Below are 21,630 nucleotides of genomic sequence, written 5' to 3'. Positions count from 1 at the left end.
CGACTAAATAGGGTGACGGTTTATTCTCCCGCTTGAATGTTACGGGCCGGCCGGATTGTTTGCGCTTGATGCCCGACGAACAAAGATGGACAACAGAGGATAGGGCCTACGCTTCTCACACCTGCACTCCCGATTTGTACCCATAGGCTTACAGGACAAGCGGAAGATGGATCAACCCGTTTTTCAAGCACCCGGATCTCGATGCACCCTGAAATAAATTGTTTGCACATTCAGGCATCACAATTGTATAAGTGGAAGGCCGCGAATCTTCTCCCAGGTAATCTTGCATGAATTCAGTGTGGTTTGAGATATTGCTGATCTTTTTTCTTGTTCTCTTGAATGGAGGGCTCTCCTTGTCTGAGCTTGCCCTTGTCTCGGCCAGGAAGGCCCGACTGGAGAGGCTGGCGAAAGAAGGGGATCAGAAGTCACGCATCGCTCTGGAGCTTTCCGAATCTCCGGACAGCTTCCTTTCCACCATCCAGATCGGAATCACCTTTGTCGGCATTCTGGCAGGTGCCTACGGTGGCGCGACGGTCGCCAAGGTGCTTACGGGGTACTTATCCGTTTTCCCCCAGCTCGCCCCATACGGCAAGACGATATCCTTCTTGATCGTTGTCGTTGCGATTACCTATTTGTCGGTGATTCTCGGTGAACTGGTCCCGAAGCGGCTTGCTCTCAACAACCCGGAACGGGTGGCTCGCCTCGTTGCCGGACCGATCAAGCGCCTTTCCCAGGTAACCCATCCCCTTGTGCTTCTGCTGAGCGGTTCGACCAATCTGATCCTGCGTCTTTTTCACGTCGAACCCTCCACGGAGCCGACCATAACGGAAGAGGAGATCAAGCTTCTTCTTGACCAGGGGACACAGGCGGGGACCTTCCAGGAGTTCGAACAGGAGACGATCGAACGCGTCTTTCGCCTGGCCGACCGGAAGGTGGCCTATCTGATGACCCACAGAACCGACATCGTCTGGCTCGATCTGAATGAAAGCCTTGAGGAAACAAAGCGCAAAATCGCCGAGCACAAATATTCCTTCTATCCCATCGTGCAGGATTCCCTGGACAATGTTTTGGGGGTGATGCGGGCGAAGGAACTCCTGGCCCTCACCATGGAGGGAAGACCCATTAACCTGAAGGAGATATGCCGGAAACCCCTTTATGTCTCCGAGACGACGCCGGCCGTCAAGGTCATGGAACTCTTCAAGAAAACGGGACTGCACATCGCCTTCGTGGTGGATGAGTACGGGGAGATTCTCGGTCTGGTCACCTTCGACGATATCCTGGGATCCGTTTTCGAGGATATCGAAGACGCGCCGGCTGGCGAGAAGGAAATCGTGGAGCGGGAAGACGGCTCATGGCTCATCGCCGGGAGCCTGCCCCTGGATGAGTTCATGGACTATATGGAAGTGGGAGAGATGGACGAAGAGGATCAGATGGGGATGAACACGGTGGGCGGGTTCGTCATGTCGAAAATCGGAACGGTTCCCGTTGAAGGGCAGCATTTCGAATGGCGGGGATTGAGATGCGAAGTGGTCGATATGGATGGCCGCCGGGTCGACAAAATCCTCGTAACGCGCATGGAGGACTAACAGATCTGATGGGTTCCGCAGGAAAGAATCTGGTAATCGCGGCTCTTGTTCCGGAATACGGTGATTCCCTTGAGCCCCATCCGGTGGGCCTTCACATAGATTTGAAGAACGTCTTCGACCGTGGCCGTTTCCGGGAGATTGACGGTTTTGGAAACGGCATTGTCGACGGAAATCTGGAAAGCCCTCTGAATGTTCAGATGTCCGCTGGGGGCAATTGAGTAAGCCCCGCGGAAAAGCCGCCTCCGCATATCCTTCCCATGGGGGCGGCTCTTGACTTCCCTCCAGAGCGGATCTTCCACTTCGATCTCGATCCCGCCAAGCAAAATTCTCCTGTAATGGATGTCGAAAATGGGTTCGATGCCGCCGGACGTTCCCGCAAGCAGGCTCAAGGTGCCGGTGGGAGCGATGGTTGTGGTCGTCGCGTTTCGCTGTAAGAGGTTTTTTCCGTCCCAGACGCTTCCCTTGTAATTGGGGAAAGGGCCGCGCCTTTCCGCCAGCCGGCCGGAGGCGATTTTGGATTCCTTCTGGATGAACCGCATAAGTTTTTCCGCCGTCTGTACGGCGTCGGGAGAGTCGTAGGGAATGCCCAGCCGGATGAGAAGGTGGGCAAAACCCATGACGCCGAGGCCGATCTTGCGGTTTCCCAGGGTCATCCCTCGTATTTCGTTTGAAGGATAAGTCCCGGCGTCGATGACATCATCGAGGAAGCGGACCCCCAGGTGGGTCAGCTCTGAAAGCCGTTCCCAGTTGATGTCTCTCTCCCTGACCAGCCGGGAAAGGTTGATGGATCCGAGGCAGCAGGATTCGTAGGGAAGCAGCGGCTGTTCGGCGCAGGGGTTGGTGGCCTCGATTTCTCCCAGATGGGGGGTCGGGTTGGCCCGGTTGATGGCGTCAAGGAAGATCGCCCCAGGTTCGCCGGACGCCCATGCCGATTCGGCGATCAGCCTCAGCAGTTCCCTGGCCCTGATTGTCCTCGCAACTTTTTTCGTCCGCGGATTTTGAAGGGGAAAAAGGCCGTCCTCATTGAAGCACTGCATGAAATTGTCGGTGAGCGCCACGGAGAGATTGAAATTGGTGAGTTCTGCAAGATCCCTCTTGACGGTTACAAATTCCTCGATGTCGGGGTGGTCGATCCGCAGAATGCCCATGTTCGCACCGCGCCGGGTGCCGCCCTGCTTGATCGCCTCGGTTGCACAGTTGAAGACGCGGATAAAAGACACCGGGCCGCTGGCGACTCCGAGGTTCGAGCGGACGACATCGTTTTTCGGCCGCAGGCGCGAGAAGGAAAATCCTGTTCCGCCTCCTGTTTGATGTATTTTGGCGGTGAGCTTCACGGACTCGAAAATGGAATCCAGGGAGTCTTCAACGGGAAGGACAAAGCAGGCGGCAAGCTGACCGTAAGGGCGGCCTGCATTCATAAGCGTCGGAGAATTCGGAAGAAATTCCAGGTTGGCCATCATGGAATAGAAGGCCTCGTTCATTTTCTCCCGGCATCCGTCCGGGGTGTCGTCCTCGGACCGGGATACGGCTGCGGCGACCCGGCGGAAGAGCCCGTCCGGCGTCTCCAGAAGAGTTCCGTCCTCATCCTTAAGGAGGTACCGTTCCTTCAGTACCAGCAGCGCATTATCGTCGAGTTGCACGGATCCTTTCCCTTCCCGCATGGGATGATTCTTGGAGAAACGCCCATCAAGACCTGTGGGCCGCCTTTGGTCCTTATCCCGGCATCAGGAATTTTCGGAAGAAGTATAAAAAGAACCAGCCTGTCCTGTCAATGGAATACGGAGAAGGCGTTCCGACTGTTTCCGGGGCTCCTGTCCCCGAAGATCTCCGAAGCCGGTACAGAGCTTGAAAAAAGGAAGATATGGAATACGAACGAATTCAAGTGACATGCCGCAGCGGTTACAAGGTCAATGAATATCCCCTTTCCTTTGAGTTCCGGAAAAGCCGGTGGGAGATCATGGAAATTCTGGATCGCTGGTACGAGGGGGGAAGAGAGCCGGAGAGGCCCGTTATGGATTATTACAAGGTCAAAACGCGGCAGGGCAGCATTTTTATCCTCATCTATGCCGCTCATCTGGATGAGTGGTTTATCCGCTATTGATTTCCCGACGTCAGCGGCCCGAGGTGATGCACTTGCTGCAAAAGCGTCCGGCCGGCGTCGAGCCGGCGTTAAGCGTTGGACATAGAGATCCGTTCCGGGGGCCAGGCTCCAATACATTACCACCGGCCATCCGGCCCGGCGGAGGATGAGCGGGAGGATCTCCAGGGATTATTCGATGATGATTCCCTGCCCGGTCTTCTGATATTCAAGGGCGACATGGTTGGCGAAGGCCGTTCTGCCCTGGGAATCGGCCTTGAATCCATGGGCATTGCACCACTGGACAATGGTTTGCGGATCGATGTCTGCGCGAATCGCAACATTTCCGCCGCTTTTAATCAATTCACACTGCTTTCGGACGAGGGTTCTCCAGTCTTCATAACGTGCGGGCATATTCCCGGGGTCGGTAAAGACATCAAGGGCCTCACGGTATGTACGCTCATCCTTGAACCACGCAACACCTATGACATCGCTCATTCTGATCCATCCTTTCTTTAGGAATAAGATTTCCACATCGTGAAGTGACTGTTGGAGATGATGAATTGCCTGTCCCTCACCTCGACCCTGCCCGGATAAAAGCTCCAGCTTCCAGATGTTGACCTATCGCACTGTTTGATTTCCTTAATTTATCGGTATATCTCTGCTCAAAGTCAAGGAATAAATCATGAGGGTCAAGACCGTCATCGATGCCGGCATCTACAGCCCCGACAACCGCCCGCAGTGAAAGAACCGCGCCGCTGACCGATTTTTCAAGCAGGAATGATTACTCCCGCGTCGTCCCTGGAGACTGGACGGCCGTCAGGACTCCTTGCCGCATAGCTCTTCGGCCTGCCGCACGATAAAGTCGAAGGCTTCGTTAATATGCCTCTCCGCCGTATTGGTTTGGCCCACGACGAGGCGCAGGGTGTACTGATCCCTGAGTTTCGTGTGGGTCAGATAGAGCTTTCCGGAGCTGTTCAATCGTTCAAGCAGCCTGGCGTTCAATTCGTTGAGGTCACCTCCGTAATTGAGCGGAACATAGCGAAAGCAGACCGTGTTGATCGCAACGGGAGCAAGCAGCTGAAAATCCTTCCTGCTGTTCAGCTTTTCGGCAAAAAGCCCAGCCAGCCTCAGATGCTCCCGAATCATGGCCTGCAATCCTTCCCTGCCGTAACCGCGGATGACAAACCACAGCTTCAAGGCCCGGAATCTCCTGCCGAGAGGAATCCCCCAATCGCGGTAGTTGTTCACTTCCTCATCCCGCTTCGTTTTCAGGTACTCGGGGGTGATCGAAAACGTTCGGATCAGCTCGTCAGGATCTTTCACGTAAAAGGCGGAGCAGTCGAAATTGGTGAACATCCACTTGTGGGGATTGAAAACAAAGGAATCGACCAGCTCCACACCATCGGCGAGATGGCGCATTTCGGGGAGAATCAGGGCGGTGCCTGCCATGGCGCCGTCTACGTGATGAAAGAGCCCGTACTTCGAGGCAACTTTCCCGATCGCGCGGATCGGGTCGAATGCCGTCGATCCCGTCGTTCCCATTGCCGATACGACGGCCAGGGGAACGAAGCCGGCCTGCACGTCATTGTGTATCCTGATTTCCAATTCATCGGGAAGCATGGCGAAATTGCCGTCCACAGGTACCTTTACCAGGTTGTCTTTTCCGAAACCCGCGATTTTGACGCCCTTTTCGACGGACGAATGAGCCTCTTCAGAGCAATAGAGCCGGAATCGCTCGCCGGCAAATCCCCTGTCATTGATGCCGTAGCCCGTTGCCCTTTCCCTGGCCATGAGCAGCGCCGTCAGGGTGGCCGTTGAAGCGCTGTCCTGAATCACGCCGGTGAACGTTTCCGGAAGTCCGATCATGTCCCTGAGCTGCATCATGACATACTCCTCGAGTTCCGCTGCTGCGGGGGATGTTTCCCATATCATGCACTGTTGGGCGAGGGCGGCGGTGAGCATCTCCGCCAGGATGGACGGGGGGCTGGTATTCGCAGGAAAATAGGCATAAAAATTCGGGCTTTGCCAGTGTGTAATGCCCGGGAGAAGAATGCGCTCAAAATCTGCAAGGAGGGTGTCCATTCCCACGTGTTCGAAGCAGTTTCCCCTGTTCAGTTCTGAAAGTATTTCGCCCGGCTGAACGTTTGATTTAACGGGATATCCCTCCACATTTTCGTAGTAGTCCGCTATCCAATCCGCAAATCTGTGCAACTCTTTCCGAAATGTGTCCTTGTTCATGAGTCGTTCCTTTCCGGGGTTTGCTCCCATATTCGTCCCTGGCCGAGGCGTCGAGGCGAGATACGGGGCACAGAAAATTCATTATCAGTCATCGCCAGTTTAATCAATATCGGCGATATTCAAAAGCCAAATTCTTTGTGGACGAAATGAGCCCCCGCATGCGACTACATCCGCAGGAGCCGGTTGCGGGCGCTATCCCTGACGATTGTGATTTCTCCTTTGTCAACGGCCATTGATCTTAATCCACGATTGTGCGATGATCAGATCGTAAAAAATGATATGACCGGCTGATTGTTTCGGCCGGTTCTTGTGCCTGCCCCGGGCGTCATGGGAAAAAAAGAAGCATGGATGCTGGATTCGTTGAACGAAATCTTTGCGCCTGTTATCCATCGGGAATCCAGGATATCTTCATCCGAGGAGGACGCAGATATGCGTGCGATCAAAGTATTTCTTGCTGCCGGCTTGATCCTCTTCATCGCGTGTTACGCATCTGCTGAACAGGAAAGCGAGTTTGAGGGAAAATACCAGGTCGGGAGCACCTCGTGTACAGTAAAACCGATCAAGATGGCCTTTGAAGTGCGGTGGGCAAGGGGAACAGGTTTCATGGTCTTCTTCTTCGAGAGAGAAACGGAGGATGGGAAATACATTTTCGTTTCAGAGGGAAAAGACGTGTTGCAGGATCGTTTTGAATTCGACGATCATCAATTTATATCGGGGAGATTTGTCCGATCCGATGGCAAAGTGTTCAAGGTCAAAAAAATCGCTGCCGAGAACCGGATGATGCCATGCCGGAATCCTGCACCCTTCAAGGGCAAATGAAACGGGAGCCCTGTCAATGAAGTTGTAATGGTGAGAAACATTTGATGTTTTTGTCCAGCCAAAAAGGGGGGGTGATGCTATGAAACTCAAGGAACTTGTGGCGATTACCAGGAAGACGGACATCAATAAACTGACAGAGGAGCAGATCAAAGAGCTGCAGACGGCTTTGAACCAGCTGGGCTATCCGGTCGGTGACATTGACGGCTTGGTGGGCCCGAAAACCCGCAGCGCCTGGTCCGAGTTCAAGGCGGATGTCTATGAGGAGGACCCGGTCCTGATCAACCCTGACTTTATCGCTGCGCTTCAGAAACGGGTTGAGGATGCCGGGGAGGCTCAGGACAACGACTTCAGTACCAGGGAAGGAACCATCGATGCGATAAGGAGGGAATGCAGAAAGCAGGATATCGGATCCAATGCTCAGATCGCCTATGTCCTGGCGACCGTGGAATGGGAAACGAACCACACCTTCAAGCCGGTTCGGGAAGCCTATTGGAAAAGCGAAGAATGGAGGAAAAATAACTTCCGGTATTACCCTTATTATGGCCGTGGATATGTCCAATTGACCTGGGACAACAACTACAAGAAATATTCACAGATTTTAGGGGTGGACCTGGTCAGCAATCCGGACCGGGCAATGGACGCTGATATCGCGCTCTTCGTTCTGGTTCATGGTTTCAAGACAGGGACGTTTACAGGCCGTAAAATCACGGATTACATCAACAAGAACAAGACGGATTTTGTTAACGCCAGACGCTGCATTAATGGAACGGATCACGCCCGTGAGATCGCCCGGTCGGCTGAGGACTTTCTGAACGCCCTTTAAGAACGGGGCTCTCCAGGTAAAACAGGTGTGACAGGTTCGTGCATTTCCTGGTTGATGGGGTATTTGCTCCCAAATCCGGTATGAGAACGCTGTTGTGGAAGAGAATGCCGTTGATGGCCGCCGCACAACGTGCCAGTATTGAAAAATGCCTGTGCGAGCCTTGATGCATCTCAATCGTGAGAAGATGAAAGGGAAGGGGGACGGTCAATCCAAGTTCGCTCTCTTGCAAATCAGGTATTGTGCGGGGGAGCTGATTTTTTCGTTCCTGTTGAACCCGGCGGCTCTTGCCGGGTTGCTATCAGGTGCCTCACTGCAAGGATCGGATGGAAGAAGATCATCCTCGGTCCCGAAAATTTCATGACAGCCCTGATTTTATCCCTCATTTGCGGGTGATAGCAGTGGATCCTGCATTTCGCACACACCGGTTTGTCCTTGCCGAAGGGGCATCTGAGATATCTCTGTGCGGCATATTCAAATAGTTCCTCACAGTCCCCGCAGCGTTGATCCAACCCATGGGAATGCCGGCAGTACATGTCAATCATGATGCCGACTGTTTTCAGCTCCCGCTCCATCCTCTTCACCCTTCGGGGATGCTGTGATTCTAAATCCTTTAAAAATTATGATTCGGATCTTTCCTGAAAGCAACGGATAATAGCACGGTCATGGTGAAATGCGATATCATATCTTTCCATTTCCGAGGGACCAATCCGTAATCTACTTTTCCGAATGGAAGACACCATGGTCCGGCCGACGGTAGCGTCTTGCCCGCGTACCTTGATGTCGAGGAGATGCATGGGAGATGTTGGACATATCCTAATAGGGGATGCTAATCCGCAAGAAAATATTTGCTTTCTCGAAGGGTTAAATTTGGGAGATTTTTCGTTTTGGGCAGCAATCGGGTAGCAGAGAAAAAATAAAGGGGGTTGAGCATTTTGCACAACCCCTTTATTTTATGGTGGGCGATGCGCGATTCGAACGCGCGGCCTTTGGTTCCGGAGACCAACGCTCTATCCTACTGAGCTAATCGCCCCTGTGACTTCGCAAATTTGTAGGATCCATCTTATGGTAAAGACAGACAAAATAGGAGGCACTCTTCTGGCATTTTTCCCTGAATCTGTCAAGGCCATATTTTTCAGGCGGTTCCACGAAAGACGACCTCCATTCAGCTTCATGGGGTAAAAGTCAAATTTTAAAGTTTTTTTTCAGGGGAATGGGTTGAAATCATGGATGAATTCTGCTAATTGTTTTGTTTGATGTGGCGTTAATTTTGAATATATAAGAAATTACCAGAAATAACAGAGTTGAATATCACGTAAGTATCATCTAAAATTCCTGTTCCGTACCACAACATGAGCAGATTGTGGGCTTGCTTGGAGGGATGATGACAGATCCACATCGTTTTGTCCGCACATCAGGTAGACTGATGGCCGCTATCTGGCTGATGATGAGCCTGTGCTGCCTCCTCCCCCCTGATGTCCTGGCCGCCAATGCCATCCTCAATATCCGCCACTGGGTGGCGCCCGACCATACCCGGATAGTCATTGATACCTGCGAAAGAACACGTTATCAGATGGTGAAAAAGGGACAGGTTCTGTCTCTTTATTTCCGCAACTGCGAGGTACAGGAATCCATACCGAATTCCATTCTTTTGAATAAAAAGGGCATTGAAAAAATACAGCACGAATCCGTCGGCAAATATCGGCATAAAGTGGATTTTTTCCTCGATAAAAAAGTAAAAACAAGGGTTTTTAATTTAAAGAGGGTTAAAGACAAACCGTACCGGATCGTTATCGACATCGAATTTCCGGATGTCGAAAAAAAGGAGCTGGAGGAGAGAGCTGAGGCCAGGCAGCAGCAAAGAGATCGAATTATCGTGATCGATCCGGGACATGGCGGGGATGATCCGGGGGCCATCGGCCAGGGGGGAACCTATGAGAAGGATGTCGTTCTGGAGATCAGCAGGAAACTCAGGACCCATTTAAACCAGCAACCGGGTTATCGCGCCTTCTTGACCCGTGACGGCGACTACTATGTCCCTTTTAAAAAACGGCTGAAGATCGCACGGGAATATGGCGCAGCGATGTTTATCAGCATTCACGCTGATGCCGCTGCTAACAGGGACGCGCGGGGCAGTTCCGTCTACTGCCTTTCCGTGGACGGGGCAAGCAGCGCGGCGGCCAGGATTCTGGCAAACAAGGAAAACCTTGCCGACATGGTCGGTGGTTCCCCCAATGGCGATTCCCATGAAGCTTCTGATCCCATCATCCTGAATATGTGTCAGACCAATACCCGGAACATGTCAAAAAACTTTGGAACGTTGGTGTTGAATCACCTTGAGAGGGTGGGTCATGTGAAATTCAAGGCCGTGCAGGAAGCCCAGCTGCGGGTATTGAAGCTTCCCGAAATACCTTCGGTTCTTGTGGAAACGGCTTACATTTCCAACATGGAGGAGGAAGAGTGGCTGAAAGATCCGGTTTTTCAATCAAGGATAGCGGAAACTGTGGGAAACGCGATCCTGGAATTTGAACCGTCACTTCCCTTGACGCCACCGGCGTCACCCGCCGTTCTGGTCCGTCATGAGCAGGGTGCCGGAGCTGGGAAAAAGGGAGTGGCAGTCGCCGCCTCATCGGCTCCGAGACCCTCTTCCGGTAAGGCGAAGGGACCAAGTTCTTCTTCCGTTCAGTTCCATAGAGTGAAGAGGGGGGAAACCCTGCTGAAGATCGCCCTCCGCTACGAGATGTCCCTTTCCGAATTGGCGCGATTGAACTCGATGGGGATTTCAGATCCATTGCTTGCAGGAAAGCGACTGAAGATTGCACAATCAGTAACCTCTGAGACCTCGGAGGAGACAGGGAAAAGGGAGATAAAAAAATCCAGTTTATCACAGATTTCAGAACCGGAAGGGCAGGGGAGCGTCTTCCATAAGATCAAGAGAGGTGAAACTCTGGCTACCATTGCCCGACGTTACCGAACAACGCCGGACAACCTGCTGAAGCTGAACGGACGAACCTGGAAGGATCCCCTGTATGCCGGGAACAGGATAAAGGTGAAAGACGATGGCCATGGCGATGGCGTTCCCGATGGCGGGTCCGCGGACAGGGCCGTGAAAATCGCAAAAAACCGGGACTCCCTTCGAGGCGCATCTTCAACATCGTCATACGAGGTCCGGCGGGGAGACAGCCTGGGCTCCATCGCCCGGGAACACCGTACGACGGTGGGGGAACTTTGCAGGCTCAACAGCATGAAGATCGGCGATGCTCTTCTGGCAGGAACGACAATCAAGATTCCCGAAACCGCGGTGGTTGCTGAATCCCAGGAGGAGCGAACCGTCCCGGCAGCGGAGGCAACCAGCACCCGGAGGAAGGCAACCGGCCACATCACCTACAGGGTGAAGCGGGGAGATACCCTGGATACAATCGCCCGCAAGCATAAAACACCGCTCAACGTCCTTCTGTCTTTGAATAAGATGAAATTGAACGATCCGTTGTACGCCAATCAGTCCCTTAAATTGCCCAGAGAATCCTCCTTTTTCTAGGATACGGAAAAGAAGGACGCAGATGAAGACGCACCGGAAATGGATCGGGACGGTTTTCCCGCTCGTGGCGATTTTCTTCCTGTTGTATCTGCCCGCTTGGAACTGCTGTGCACAGGGGTTTTTTCCCCCAGGAGCCCTTTCCATATCAGGGGCGATCTGTTGCTGAGCTCTCCCATCCAGGAAAATGATCGGGTACCCCCTCCTTTTCCGCCCATGGATATTCCGGATTCCGGCATGTTTCCGCCGTTATCCCCTCAGGAAGGGGAGCCAAGCGGAAAAGAACGGCAATCTAGTGACATCAACAGCTGGAGCTTTTTTTCTCTCTCCCTCTCTCCCCTGGAGAATACCGGTCCCATGCGCGACATCAGCGGAAGGGCGGAGGAAAAAAACCGCCTGGAAATGCTGGAGGCTTTGACTTCGGGTTTTTCGGATATGTCTTCAAGGAGGAGACTTCAATCTCTCGGTGAGATCTTTGAGCCGGAAGTGAAGCTGGAAATCACATTTTAATGAAGGAAAAAACGGTCGATGCTGACAAAAATCCAGGCTGATCTCTATGCCTTCCTTTGGGAAAGCAACAGGGAGAACAACAGCAATACTTTTTTAATTCTCGGAGATAAAACGATCCTTATTGACCCGGGATACGGCCATCTCTTCGGTGAGGTGCGGCGGGGCCTTTCAGCTTTAAACCTCTCAACCGGGCAGATTGATGTCGTTCTCGCCACTCATGCACATCCCGATCATCTCGATGCCATGACGATGTTCCGAAAGCCGACTCTGTCCATGATGGGCCAGGAAGATTTTCTGTATTTCACCAAGCTGGCCAGCCTTTCCTTCCCAATGCCGGAGCCGGACATCCTGCTGCAGGCGGGGGAATTGGACATCGGCCGGGTGCGGCTTCAGGTTCTTGTTACGCCGGGGCATTCACCCGGTTCGCTGTGCCTTTACTGGCCGGAAAAGAAAGCCCTCTTCTGCGGGGATGTGGCCTTTGAAGATGGAATCGGCACCACCGACCTTCCCGGTGGAGACGGAAAACTGATGAAGGAGAGTCTCATACGAATCAGCCAATTGGACGTTGAGGTCCTTCTCCCGGGGCATGGAAACGTTGTTGTCGGCCGGGAAGCGGTCCGGAGAAATTTCGAAAGGATTGAATCCTTCTGGTTCAGCTATCTTTAACGCGCTACCGCCGACCGGATTTTCTGAATGGAACGGTCCTTTAACTGCTCCCGAACCTTTATCCACAGGGGATCCCGATCAAGGTTCGGAACCACCGCTGAACCGGAAATGCCCTGTTGCGACAGATCGCTTATTGCCTTTGCCGCCAGCTCCCGCTCTTTTTCACTGAGTTCGGTTCGGTATCCACCGATCAGCTCCCGCAGGGGGGCGGTGTCACGATGCAGAATGCTTTCCATCATCTGGAAAACCCGTTCACTGTTGCCGTCTGGATCGACCCTGTCAAGAAGCTCCTTCAGGAGGGCAGGCCGCAGCTCAGGCTCTTTGGCTTTTTCCTGTTGTATTTCCTCCTTGAGACGCGCAAGATCCAGGGTCCCATCGATGCATTTCTGCACCCATCCCTTGACTTTGCCTCCGAGTTCACGGGAATGCAGGGCCTTTTTTTCCTCCTCCGTCATGGTCAGTCCTTTCGTCCTTTCCATGATCAGATCCAGCGTACTTTTAATCTCAGCCATTTCCAGACCCTCTCCGATTTCTGATCTTTTGCTACGGCATGTCGATGGCGACTGTCAAGAGTTTTGTTTTCTTCCGTTTTCATTTCCGAGCAAGACAGCACGCTAAAAAATTTGATAAATTGTCGTCATTTTTTTAAAGACCTGGAATTTATTTTTTTGGAAAAATGATTAATATTATTATTCTTGATAGAGGAGATTCACTCGAACAGAGGTTGAATCAGCACCACCGGGGATGGACCGCGTTGTGACGGATGCGGCGAAAGAGGGCTAAGGCCATAAAAACCAACAGTTGTACACAGACCAGAAAGGATGGAACATCATGGATCTGAAAGCTTATTTCGATCAGACGGAGGGAACGGGAATCCTGGCTACGGCGGACTCAGCCGGGAAAGTCGATGCTGCGATATACAGCAGACCCCACATTCTGGAGGATGGACAGATTGCCTTTATAACTGCCGACCGCCTGACGCATCAGAATCTTCAATCCAATCCGCATGCCGTCTATCTGTTTATTGAGGCCGGTCAGACCTGGAAAGGGAAGCGGCTGTATCTCCTTAAGACAAAAGAAGAATCCGATCCGGACAAGATTGAATCCCTGTCAAGACGGAAATATCGCCAGGATTCTGAGGGCAATAACGCTCGCAAGAGGTTCCTCGTCTATTTCTCCCTTGAAAAGGAGCTTCCCCTTGTGGGTGTTAACGAGGAACCATGAAGGCCGGGGAAAACGCAGCATGACCCAGAATAAGTGGACGGGAAGATGACGCAAAGAAGGGCGCCGTTTATCATCTCTTTCAACGGCGCCCTTCTTTTAAGATATAAGATATTTCCCTGATGAAGGGTTTCCTTAGGCCTTTTCAGGCTTCTTGTAGATCAGTGCCAGAACAAAACCGGCAATCAAAAGACCCGCGGCCACATAAAGTGCAACAGGCTTGATCGCCGGGCTTGAGAAAACGAGCGGTCCGGCAACACCGGCGCAACCCCACGCCGTCAGCATCATGCCATAGATTCTGCCGATATTGGCGGGTCCGAAGGAATCCGCGGCAAAGGCGGGCATGGTTGCAAATCCGCCGCCGTAACAGGCGAGAAGGTAGCAGGCGGCAATGGTATACATCGTCACATTGGCAATCTGAGGCAGGTAAATGTAAAGGGCAGCCTGGGTGGCGAACATGGTCATGAAAACCCCTTTCCTCCCGATCAGATCGGAGGTCCAGGCCCAGAAGAGACGGCCCAGGCCGTTGAAAATAGCTGAAATCGCGACAATGGAACCACCGGCCACGGCCAGCGCTTCGGGGGTGATCCCCGGCGTCGCCTTTTTAATGACATCCTGCGCCAGGGGGGACAACTGGGAAATCAGTCCCAGTCCGGCGGAGACGTTCAGGAACAGCATTCCCCAAAGCAAATACCACTGGGGAGTTTTAAGGGCCTGGTTAAAGGTGAAGGAATCGGCCGCGGAAACACCACCTCCGGCTGAAGGAGAAAATCCCTTGGGCAGCCATCCTGCGGGCGGGTTCTTGTAGAACTGAGCGGCGCCTGTTACGGCAATCAGGAAGATAACGCCCCAGATGTAGAATGTTTTAGCCATTCCCATGGAGAGGATCATGCCGGGGGCGATTTTACCCATGAAAAACGCGCCGGCGCCGAAGCCCATGACGGCCAGCCCCGTGACCAGGCCGCGCTTGTCAGGAAACCAGCGGATGAGGGTGGCGATCGGGGTCACATAGCCGAACCCGTTACCCAGGCCGGCTATGACACCAAAGCCGAGCCACAGCAGCGGCAGGCTCCCTACCTGGTCGGCGTAGCCGGCTATCAGGGTTCCAAGGCCGAAAAGGATACCGCCGATCGTAGCGACGAACTTCGGCCCCTTCTTGTCCACCAGCATGCCGCCGAACGCAGCGGAGATGCCGATCATGGCCATCAGAATCATCATGGTGGCCTGGGTGCTCGGCTCACTCCATCCGTGAACGGTCATGAGAGGTTTTTTGAAAACTGACCAGGCATAGACAGTACCCAGACACAGCTGCATGACGATGGCAGCTCCGGCAATGATCCAACGCTTGCTCTCTAAATTTTCGTTACTCACCTATGAATACCTCCTTGAATCAATATAAAATCCCCACTCTAAAATACGCTCCCCCCTTTATAGGCAATTGAAAATAAATTCAAGGAAAAAAATCTCCTCAGATGACAAGCGTGTCTCCAAAGGAGCGTCTTAAGGAAAAACGAAAGGTATTCAGGAGATAAACGATTATGCTCGTCTTACTCCTGAATACCTTAACGGGGGAGATGAACTTTTGATTAAGCGCATTTCCTAAGCTTAACGGCGCAGACCTTGTACTCCGGTATATCGGCCACCGGGTCGAGGGCTGCGATGGTCAGCCGGTTGACAGCGGCTTCGCTGTAGTGGAAGGGAATAAAGACCACACCTTTCTCAACGCGCTTTCCGACGTCAGCTTTGAGCGTAATCGAACCTCGTCGCGAGGACACTTCGATCTCGTCACCCGGCTTGATTCCCAGCTCTTTCGCGTCAGAGGGGTGTATTTCCACAAAGGCCTCCGGTGTCCGGGAGACAAGCCCCAGAGAGCGGCGGCTCATGGTGGCGGTGTGGTATTGGTACAGGATGCGGCCCGTCGTCAGTACGAAGGGGAACTGCTCATCCGTCTGCTCGGCGGCCGGAACGTATTCGGTGACCGAGAAGAGGCCCTTTCCTCTCGTGAAGGTGATTCCGTGCAGAATGGGCGTGCCGGGGTGATCGAGGGTGGGACAGGGCCACTGAATGCCGGTCTTGCCAATGCGCTCGTAGGTAATGCCCTTGTACGAGGCGGTCACATTGTTGATCTCGTCCATGACATCTTTTGCTGTTGCGTATTTCCAGCCAGCCCCCATTTTGTTCGCCAGGAGCTTCAGGATTTCCCAGTCATTCCTGGCCTCACCCGGAGCGCTTACGGCCTTGCGAACCATCTGGACCCGGCGCTCGGTATTGGTGAACGTGCCTTCCTTTTCGGCCCATGTGCATGAAGGCAGAACGACATCAGCCAGTAAAGCAGTTTCGTTGAGGAAGATATCCTGCACAACCAGCAGATCCAGCTTCGACAGGCAATGTTCGACATGGGACAGATCAGGGTCGGACATCATGGGATTTTCGCCCATGACCAGGAGAGCCTTGATGGTTCCTGCTCCTGCCCCCTCGATGATCCTGGGAATGGTGAGCCCCGGATTGGGATTCAGTTCCACTCCCCATGCATCCTCGAATTTCCTGCGATGTTCCTCGTTGGCCACCTGCAGATACGCGGTGAAATTGCCGGGCAGGCAGCCCATGTCGCAGGCTCCCTGAACATTGTTCTGGCCCCGAAGGGGATTGACTCCTGTGCCGGGTTTCCCGATATTGCCTGTGATCATGGCCAGGTTGGCCAGGGATTTCACCGCATCCGTGCCGGTGATATGCTGTGTGATGCCCATAGCGTAAAGGATGGAAGCGGCCCCTGCCTTTGCATAGAGCCGGGCGGCTTCGATGAGATCCTCTCCTGGTATTGATGTAATGCTTTCGACATACTCGGGTGTATATTTTTTCACAGCCTCCTTGACGGCCTCAAAATTCTCGGTGCGCTCGGAAACGAATTTACTGTCCAGGAGATCTTCATCGATGATGATGTTTATCAGGCCGTTGATCCAGGCGATGTCCGTCCCCGGTTTCTGGCGCAGGTGCACTGTGGCGAACTTAGCCAGTTCGATGTTGCGCGGATCGGCCAGAATGAGCTTGGCGCCCCGCTGGGTTATGGCGCGTTTGACGACTGTTGCAATGACAGGATGATTCTCTGTGGTATTTGACCCCGTGATCAGAAAGCAGTCGCTTTGGCCCAGGTCGGTGATCGAGTTGGTCATGGCTCCGGAACCGAAGGAAGCGGCCAGACCGGCCACTGTGGAGCTGTGTCAGAGACGGGCACAATGGTCCACATTGTTGGTGCCGACCACCGCGCGAAGGAGCTTCTGGAACAGGTAATTCTCTTCGTTGGTGCAGCGCGCCGATGACAGCCCCGCGATGGCATCGGCCCCGTGAGCTTGTTTGATCGAAGCCAGCTTTTCACCCACAAAACCTGCGGCCTCGTCCCAGGAGGCCTCCTTCAGCTCTCCATCCCTTCGAATCAAGGGCTTGGTCAAACGTTCGGGATGGTGAACATAATCGTAACCGAACCGTCCCTTGATGCACAGGCTGCCGAAATTCGGCGCGGGCATCCCTTCACGGTCCGTGGTTACCTTGACGATTTTGCCATTCTTGACGCGGACATCCATCTGGCAGCCGACCCCGCAGTAGCTGCAGGTGGTCCGGACCTTTTCCAGGTCCCTGGTTCGGCCCTGGAAACGCCCCTGCTTTTCGTACAGGGCTCCAACAGGGCAAACACGCAGGCATTCCCCGCAAAAGACGCAGTTCGATTCTTCATAACGCTGGCCGAAGGGAGGCCCGACCTTGGAGTTCGATCCTCTGCCGATATAATCGAGGACCAGATTGACCTGGATCTCGTTGCAGGCCCGCACGCAAAGGCCGCAGAGGACGCACTTGTTCATGTCGCGCACGATCATTTCATTGCCCGTTTCACCGGGAAGGAGGGTCGCAGGCCCATCGAAGCGCGGAGCGTCGAGGCCGAGTTCATAGGCCAGATCCTGCAGAACACAGTCACCGCTCGATTCGCAGGTGATGCAGTTGTGGTGGCCCTGGGTCATGAGCATCTCCACGATGATCCTGCGGGCGTTCCGCACCCGCTCGGTATTCGTGGACACAACCATCCCGTCGCCGGCGGGCATCGCACAGGCGGCCATCAAGGAGCGCGCCCCCTCAATCTCGACCACGCACACGCGGCAGGCGCCAACGGGTTTAACCTGTTCCTGGTGGCACAATACGGGGATATGGATACCGGCAGACTTGGCTACCTGGTATATCGTCTGTCCGGGGCTGAACTCGATTTCCTTTCCGTCGATAATAATTTTCATGAAGCCTCCTGATGCTGATTTTTATGCTAAATAAAACAACACGGAATATGATTGAATATGGAGATCTTGTCAAGACAGATTATTTGTAATTTATCATTACATGTCCGGTGCGTGGAGATGAATAACTCGACTTTCGCACAAGTTTACATATGCTTCCTGAATTCCCGGATCATTGTAACGAGGGGGGAGGTGTGGCGCCCAGTTTTGCGTAGAGATCCATTTGGTGTTTCGTTGTTTCACCAAGCTGTAGTTTCTTCCCCGGCACTTCAAAGCACTCGATCCTGTCGAGTTCATCTAAAACTTCCTGTAGGGTATAGTCCTTGAAGAGTTTGTTTTCCTGCATTTTACGGCTGATGTAGGATAGAAAGATGAGGGCGATGAACTGCACAAACAGCTTGCCGTCCAAGCTTTGTTCTGAGGAAACAGACAGGCGGCGGAGGTTCAGCCGTTCTTTCAGATTCTCGAAGGCCTTTTCCACAAGGTCCTTGTTCCTGTATGTCGAAAGGGCCTCAATAGGGTCTTTGATTTCGTTGCTCAACAGAGCGAAATAACCGTAGTTGCGTTTCGCCTCCGCAATGGTTTCTTCCTTGGCAATGATTTTCATGCCTCGAACCGGCGTGGTTTTCATCTCAAAATATTGGGCGTACTGCTTCTCGTGATCAGGATGGCGCTGATCGCTTTCCAACTCCGCCTGCAAATTGGCCAACCGACTATTGAAGGCTTTTTCATCTTCCAAAGCCCGATCAGGGGAATAATAGAGATGAAGGTACATCCGGCGATCCGCGTTGAGCGTGTCCCCTCGATAGGGTCGATCCTGGACATAGCTCCATGTAATCGGCAAGGAATAGGCGTAAAGCTGATAGTCCTGATCATAATGCGTCCAGTTGCGCATCTGATCCCGAACGGATTCCAAATGGGTCTGCACAAGCTTCAGCGATAACCTGGCGGCAATCAGAAACGTGATATGATGCCGATACAGGTCGTTGATGCTGGCGGCACTGAAAAAGCCCCGATCCATGACCACGTTGATCTTCTCATACCCCAGGGTGTTCATGTCGGCCAGAACTTTTCTCAGGGTTTTCACATCGGGAATGTTTCCCGCCAGTTTCCGGTAATAGAAAGGCAAACGGGATTCTTGACCGAAAAGCACAGCCAGGTTGATCTGTTCCAGGAGTTCGTGATTCTTGCTGTTCCCGTAACGCACCTGTCTGAGACACTCGGAATAACTGGAGACGGACGTACTGTCATAGGCCAGATATTCTCTCTCTACGCGCCGTTTTCCCTGAAGCCGGAAAAATCGTTGCCGGGCTTCCTCGGTAATGGATGCGAAGAGTTCGCTGCTCCGCGGTGAGGAGATAACCGCGCCATGAGGATGGCGATGGATTGCGGCCCATCGGGAAAATCGACTCAGAGGATTTCTATCCTCAAGTATCAGGTAATAGGCAATGGACAGGATCTGTCGATAACTCTCGGGAAAGCATGTCTTCAGATCTTCCGTCACACCCGTGTCCTCTCCGATGCGGTCAAAAAGATGGGTGGCGCCATAAAAACTCCGCGCGGTCCTTGTTATCGGCACTGGCCCTCGCTTGATTTTTTCTCCGGCGATGTCTTGTGCTTTTTTTCTGGTTGGAACGACTTCTTGCGTTTGGGGATCCAGTCTCCCGATGCATTTGCGCTTCGCCCGAGACTGTCGTTTATCCTTGTCCCAGTAGGAAATCGATTCGTATGCGTAGGTGACCCCTGTCTTTTTGTTGGTCTGATAGACGATAGCCGGCATATGCGATCCCCCTCTCGTTACAATTATATGCATTGTAACGATGTGCAATGCAAGAAGAAATCGCTCTTCTCTCCGTCCTATCGAAGACTTACTCTATTGCTCGTTACACTTTCTCGGGAACTCAGGGTGAATAGGAAGGAAGATAGAAAACCTCTGCCTGTTCCTTATGTTCCTCCAGCCATTGCTTGACAATTTTGCCATGATGAACACGAAGATTACCCAGAATGAGAAAGACCTTCCGGCCGGAACCTTTGATCAGACGAGTCATGAACTTGATCAAAAGCTCGGCATTCATGGCATTTTGGTACATCATGAAACGAACCTTGCCACCATTGGTGATGGACGATATCATGCTGACACGGCTCTTTTTAGCCACCATCCTGATGACCGGTTTTTCTCCTTTGGGTGCAAAACCCCGGACACGATTGGCACCTGTCTGAACACCCGTCTCATCACCCCAGTGAATTTCTGCCTTCTGTTGCTTCGCTCGCGTGGCTATGATCGGATAATCCTCATCCAGCCACTTCTTCACCGCCTCAGTATTCTGCTCGTAGGCGCGTTTGACCGGTTTCTGTGGGGTAAACCCCCAGCGATGAAGATATTCTCCAACAGTCCGGATAGGCATATCGACTTTATAGAGCCGCTTGATCAACAATCTCACGGCATCTCGCGTCCACAGGGCAAAGGGCATTTTCATCTGGTCCGGCATCTTGTCAATCAATGCCTTTTGAATTTCCCTTTCTTGATCCGAGGAAAGTGTCCGTTGCCCTCCTGTGCGGCGACCGCGTCTTCCAAGCTGGATTGCCTTACCGCCTTCCTTCTTGTAGCGCTGCCATATCGTGCTGGCATGACTTTCACTGATGCCCACACCCTCAGCTATTGCTCGGTTGGAAAAACCCTGCTTACGAAGTCGAATAATCTGTTTCCGTATCTGATGTTGGGTCTCTGGGCTATGCTTGCGTGCGTCTGTCTTTTCCATATTTGTAGGATAGCGCGGAACACATTTAATTTATATATTTATTTGCCGACGCAATGATATTCTCTATCTCTTCAGAGTTTATTGTATTTATGGAAGAATCGTGCGGCCGTAACGGTTCAATTCTTTTTCCAGGAGATTCAGGATGGATAAGGGGTCTCCAGAATCGGCCGATCGGCCGGGATAGAGATCATAGAGGCGGCGGTATGCCGGCGGGGTAAAATCCGGCATGAACACGTTGGCGCCGGAGGCAAGGGCCTTCAAACGCCCTTCGGGATGAAGGACGGACATGGCGGTGGTGGCGGGAAGATGGATGACCGGACGGGTCAGCCGGACAAGCGCCAGGATGGTCAGAACCGGCAGAACCTCCCCGGGGGGACAGGAGGACAGGGGGGTCTGCGGATGAGGGAGGAAAGGGCCGATCCCTGCCATATCCGCATTCAAGGAGTCGATCAGGGAAATGTCGTCAGCCAGAACGGCGGCATCCTGACCGGGCAGCCCCACCATATTTCCCGAACCCGTTTCAAAGCCCAGGTCTTTGAGCCACCCCAGGCACGTCAGCCTGTTTTCGAGCCGGGAACCGGGGCGAAGGCGATGGTACAGGGACGGCGAAGCCGTTTCGTGTTTGAGCAGATAGCGGTCGGCTCCGGCTTGCCGGAATGCCTGGTATTCCTCCCGCGGCCGTTCCCCAAGGGAAAGGGTGATGACCAGACCGGTCTCCCTTTTGATGGATTCGATCAGGCGGCAGAGCTTTTCCGCGTCGTAAAAGGGATCTTCTCCGGATTGCAGAACCAGCGTCCCGATGTTCGCCCTCTTGACGGCAAAAGCCGCTTCCAGGATTTCCCGATCGGTCATCCGGTAGCGCTTCAACTGCCGGTTTGCCTGCCGCAGGCCGCAGTACAGGCAGTTCCGCTCACAATAATTCGAAAACTCGACGATGCCGCGAAGATGAACGACATCCCCGACGGTTTCTTTTCTTCGGGCATCGGCCGCAAAAAAAAGCGGCTGCAGGGCTTTCTCATCCCGCAGGGAAAGAAGGGCGATGAGATCCTCACGCCGGGGCGGGCCCGCTTCCTGAAGCCGTTCCAGGCATTCTTCCGTCTTTGAAGTCAACGTCATCGGTTTCTT

General features: G+C 53.2%; 18 protein-coding genes and 1 tRNA gene. 8 read left to right on the top strand and 11 right to left on the bottom strand.

The features are described from left to right. Window positions 1-287 precede the first annotated feature (287 nt). Window positions 288-1,586, top strand: a complete 1,299-nt coding sequence (locus tag AB3175_RS03905) for a hemolysin family protein (protein WP_367359637.1) — start codon at window positions 288-290, stop codon at window positions 1,584-1,586. Here the strand turns inward: AB3175_RS03905 and AB3175_RS03900 are convergent. Then, window positions 1,583-3,226, bottom strand: a complete 1,644-nt coding sequence (locus AB3175_RS03900) for an adenosylcobalamin-dependent ribonucleoside-diphosphate reductase (RefSeq protein ID WP_367359636.1) — start codon at window positions 3,224-3,226, stop codon at window positions 1,583-1,585. The two genes, AB3175_RS03905 and AB3175_RS03900, sit on opposite strands and share 4 nt — an antisense overlap. 221 nt (window positions 3,227-3,447) lie before the next feature. Between AB3175_RS03900 and AB3175_RS03895 the strand changes: the two genes are divergently transcribed. Continuing rightward, a complete protein-coding gene (locus AB3175_RS03895; RefSeq protein WP_367359635.1) occupies window positions 3,448-3,687 on the top strand; it encodes a cytoplasmic protein in 240 nt (79 codons plus the stop codon). A gap of 168 nt (window positions 3,688-3,855) precedes the next feature. Here the strand turns inward: AB3175_RS03895 and AB3175_RS03890 are convergent, their stop codons facing one another. Together AB3175_RS03890 and AB3175_RS03885 are read right to left on the bottom strand one after the other, a co-directional pair. Continuing rightward, window positions 3,856-4,161, bottom strand: a complete 306-nt coding sequence (locus AB3175_RS03890; protein ID WP_367359634.1) for a hypothetical protein — start codon at window positions 4,159-4,161, stop codon at window positions 3,856-3,858. A 321-nt stretch (window positions 4,162-4,482) separates the two neighbouring features. Beyond that, the gene (locus AB3175_RS03885) at window positions 4,483-5,904 is read right to left on the bottom strand and encodes an aspartate aminotransferase family protein (protein ID WP_367359633.1); all 1,422 of its coding nucleotides are present in this window, start codon (window positions 5,902-5,904) and stop codon (window positions 4,483-4,485) included. 429 nt (window positions 5,905-6,333) lie between these two features. On the opposite strand from AB3175_RS03885, the gene AB3175_RS03880 reads away from it, so the two are divergent. Further along, window positions 6,334-6,723 (top strand): hypothetical protein, encoded by a 390-nt coding sequence (locus AB3175_RS03880; protein ID WP_367359632.1) that lies wholly within the window; start codon window positions 6,334-6,336, stop codon window positions 6,721-6,723. 79 nt (window positions 6,724-6,802) lie between these two features. Continuing rightward, window positions 6,803-7,546, top strand: coding sequence for a glycoside hydrolase family 19 protein (locus AB3175_RS03875; RefSeq protein WP_367359631.1), 744 nt, complete (start codon window positions 6,803-6,805; stop codon window positions 7,544-7,546). Window positions 7,547-7,776: 230 nt separating this feature from the next. On the opposite strand, the gene AB3175_RS03870 is transcribed toward AB3175_RS03875, so the two are convergent. Beyond that, the gene (locus tag AB3175_RS03870) at window positions 7,777-8,118 is read right to left on the bottom strand and encodes a nitrous oxide-stimulated promoter family protein (protein ID WP_367359630.1); all 342 of its coding nucleotides are present in this window, start codon (window positions 8,116-8,118) and stop codon (window positions 7,777-7,779) included. A 381-nt stretch (window positions 8,119-8,499) separates the two neighbouring features. Further along, window positions 8,500-8,576 (bottom strand) — tRNA-Arg (locus AB3175_RS03865). 393 nt (window positions 8,577-8,969) lie between these two features. Here AB3175_RS03865 and AB3175_RS03860 point away from each other — a divergent pair. The 3 genes from AB3175_RS03860 to AB3175_RS03850 all read left to right on the top strand — a co-directional run bounded on the left by AB3175_RS03860 (window position 8,970) and on the right by AB3175_RS03850 (window position 12,254). Further along, window positions 8,970-11,081, top strand: a complete 2,112-nt coding sequence (locus tag AB3175_RS03860) for an N-acetylmuramoyl-L-alanine amidase (protein WP_367359629.1) — start codon at window positions 8,970-8,972, stop codon at window positions 11,079-11,081. Window positions 11,082-11,435: 354 nt separating this feature from the next. Then, on the top strand, window positions 11,436-11,588 hold the full coding sequence (locus tag AB3175_RS03855) for a hypothetical protein (RefSeq protein WP_367359628.1): 153 nt from the start codon (window positions 11,436-11,438) through the stop codon (window positions 11,586-11,588). Window positions 11,589-11,606: 18 nt separating this feature from the next. Next, window positions 11,607-12,254 (top strand): MBL fold metallo-hydrolase, encoded by a 648-nt coding sequence (locus AB3175_RS03850; RefSeq protein WP_367359627.1) that lies wholly within the window; start codon window positions 11,607-11,609, stop codon window positions 12,252-12,254. Here the strand turns inward: AB3175_RS03850 and AB3175_RS03845 are convergent. Further along, window positions 12,251-12,766, bottom strand: coding sequence for a hypothetical protein (locus AB3175_RS03845; RefSeq protein ID WP_367359626.1), 516 nt, complete (start codon window positions 12,764-12,766; stop codon window positions 12,251-12,253). The two genes, AB3175_RS03850 and AB3175_RS03845, sit on opposite strands and share 4 nt — an antisense overlap. A 319-nt stretch (window positions 12,767-13,085) precedes the next feature. On the opposite strand from AB3175_RS03845, the gene AB3175_RS03840 reads away from it, so the two are divergent. Beyond that, window positions 13,086-13,478 (top strand): pyridoxamine 5'-phosphate oxidase family protein, encoded by a 393-nt coding sequence (locus tag AB3175_RS03840; protein WP_367359625.1) that lies wholly within the window; start codon window positions 13,086-13,088, stop codon window positions 13,476-13,478. A gap of 132 nt (window positions 13,479-13,610) precedes the next feature. On the opposite strand, the gene AB3175_RS03835 is transcribed toward AB3175_RS03840, so the two are convergent. The 5 genes from AB3175_RS03835 to hydE form a co-directional block, all read right to left on the bottom strand. Next, entirely contained in the window at window positions 13,611-14,846 is a 1,236-nt protein-coding gene (locus tag AB3175_RS03835) for an OFA family MFS transporter (protein ID WP_367359624.1), read from the bottom strand. A gap of 215 nt (window positions 14,847-15,061) precedes the next feature. Continuing rightward, complete coding sequence (gene fdhF / locus AB3175_RS03830) at window positions 15,062-17,749, bottom strand: formate dehydrogenase subunit alpha (protein ID WP_367359623.1); 2,688 nt, start codon at window positions 17,747-17,749, stop codon at window positions 15,062-15,064. A 169-nt stretch (window positions 17,750-17,918) separates the two neighbouring features. Continuing rightward, window positions 17,919-19,526, bottom strand: coding sequence for an IS1634 family transposase (locus tag AB3175_RS03825; protein ID WP_367359622.1), 1,608 nt, complete (start codon window positions 19,524-19,526; stop codon window positions 17,919-17,921). A gap of 121 nt (window positions 19,527-19,647) precedes the next feature. Continuing rightward, entirely contained in the window at window positions 19,648-20,505 is an 858-nt protein-coding gene (locus AB3175_RS03820; RefSeq protein WP_367359621.1) for an IS630 family transposase, read from the bottom strand. A gap of 87 nt (window positions 20,506-20,592) precedes the next feature. Next, a complete protein-coding gene (gene hydE, locus AB3175_RS03815) occupies window positions 20,593-21,621 on the bottom strand; it encodes a [FeFe] hydrogenase H-cluster radical SAM maturase HydE (protein WP_367359620.1) in 1,029 nt (342 codons plus the stop codon). Between the last annotated feature and the right edge of the window lie 9 nt (window positions 21,622-21,630).

The organism is Syntrophus sp. (in: bacteria) (assembly GCF_040768185.1).
In the GTDB taxonomy this organism is placed as follows: domain Bacteria; phylum Desulfobacterota; class Syntrophia; order Syntrophales; family Syntrophaceae; genus Syntrophus; species Syntrophus buswellii.
Note: the sequence above shows the minus strand (reverse complement) of the source record. Positions and strands in the feature narration are given on the sequence as shown.

Bases quoted from the DNA above. Each gene is read 5' to 3' on its own strand.
- AB3175_RS03860 (WP_367359629.1), top strand. From the start codon at position 8,970: ATGGCCGCTATCTGGCTGATGATGAGCCTGTGCTGCCTCCTCCCCCCT.
- AB3175_RS03845 (WP_367359626.1), bottom strand. From the start codon at position 12,766: ATGGCTGAGATTAAAAGTACGCTGGATCTGATCATGGAAAGGACGAAA.
- AB3175_RS03825 (WP_367359622.1), bottom strand. From the start codon at position 19,526: ATGCCGGCTATCGTCTATCAGACCAACAAAAAGACAGGGGTCACCTAC.
- AB3175_RS03870 (WP_367359630.1), bottom strand. From the start codon at position 8,118: ATGGAGCGGGAGCTGAAAACAGTCGGCATCATGATTGACATGTACTGC.
- AB3175_RS03905 (WP_367359637.1), top strand. From the start codon at position 288: ATGAATTCAGTGTGGTTTGAGATATTGCTGATCTTTTTTCTTGTTCTC.
- hydE (WP_367359620.1), bottom strand. From the start codon at position 21,621: ATGACGTTGACTTCAAAGACGGAAGAATGCCTGGAACGGCTTCAGGAA.
- AB3175_RS03840 (WP_367359625.1), top strand. From the start codon at position 13,086: ATGGATCTGAAAGCTTATTTCGATCAGACGGAGGGAACGGGAATCCTG.
- AB3175_RS03890 (WP_367359634.1), bottom strand. From the start codon at position 4,161: ATGAGCGATGTCATAGGTGTTGCGTGGTTCAAGGATGAGCGTACATAC.
- AB3175_RS03820 (WP_367359621.1), bottom strand. From the start codon at position 20,505: ATGGAAAAGACAGACGCACGCAAGCATAGCCCAGAGACCCAACATCAG.
- AB3175_RS03895 (WP_367359635.1), top strand. From the start codon at position 3,448: ATGGAATACGAACGAATTCAAGTGACATGCCGCAGCGGTTACAAGGTC.
- AB3175_RS03850 (WP_367359627.1), top strand. From the start codon at position 11,607: ATGCTGACAAAAATCCAGGCTGATCTCTATGCCTTCCTTTGGGAAAGC.
- AB3175_RS03885 (WP_367359633.1), bottom strand. From the start codon at position 5,904: ATGAACAAGGACACATTTCGGAAAGAGTTGCACAGATTTGCGGATTGG.
- AB3175_RS03855 (WP_367359628.1), top strand. From the start codon at position 11,436: ATGCGCGACATCAGCGGAAGGGCGGAGGAAAAAAACCGCCTGGAAATG.
- AB3175_RS03875 (WP_367359631.1), top strand. From the start codon at position 6,803: ATGAAACTCAAGGAACTTGTGGCGATTACCAGGAAGACGGACATCAAT.
- AB3175_RS03880 (WP_367359632.1), top strand. From the start codon at position 6,334: ATGCGTGCGATCAAAGTATTTCTTGCTGCCGGCTTGATCCTCTTCATC.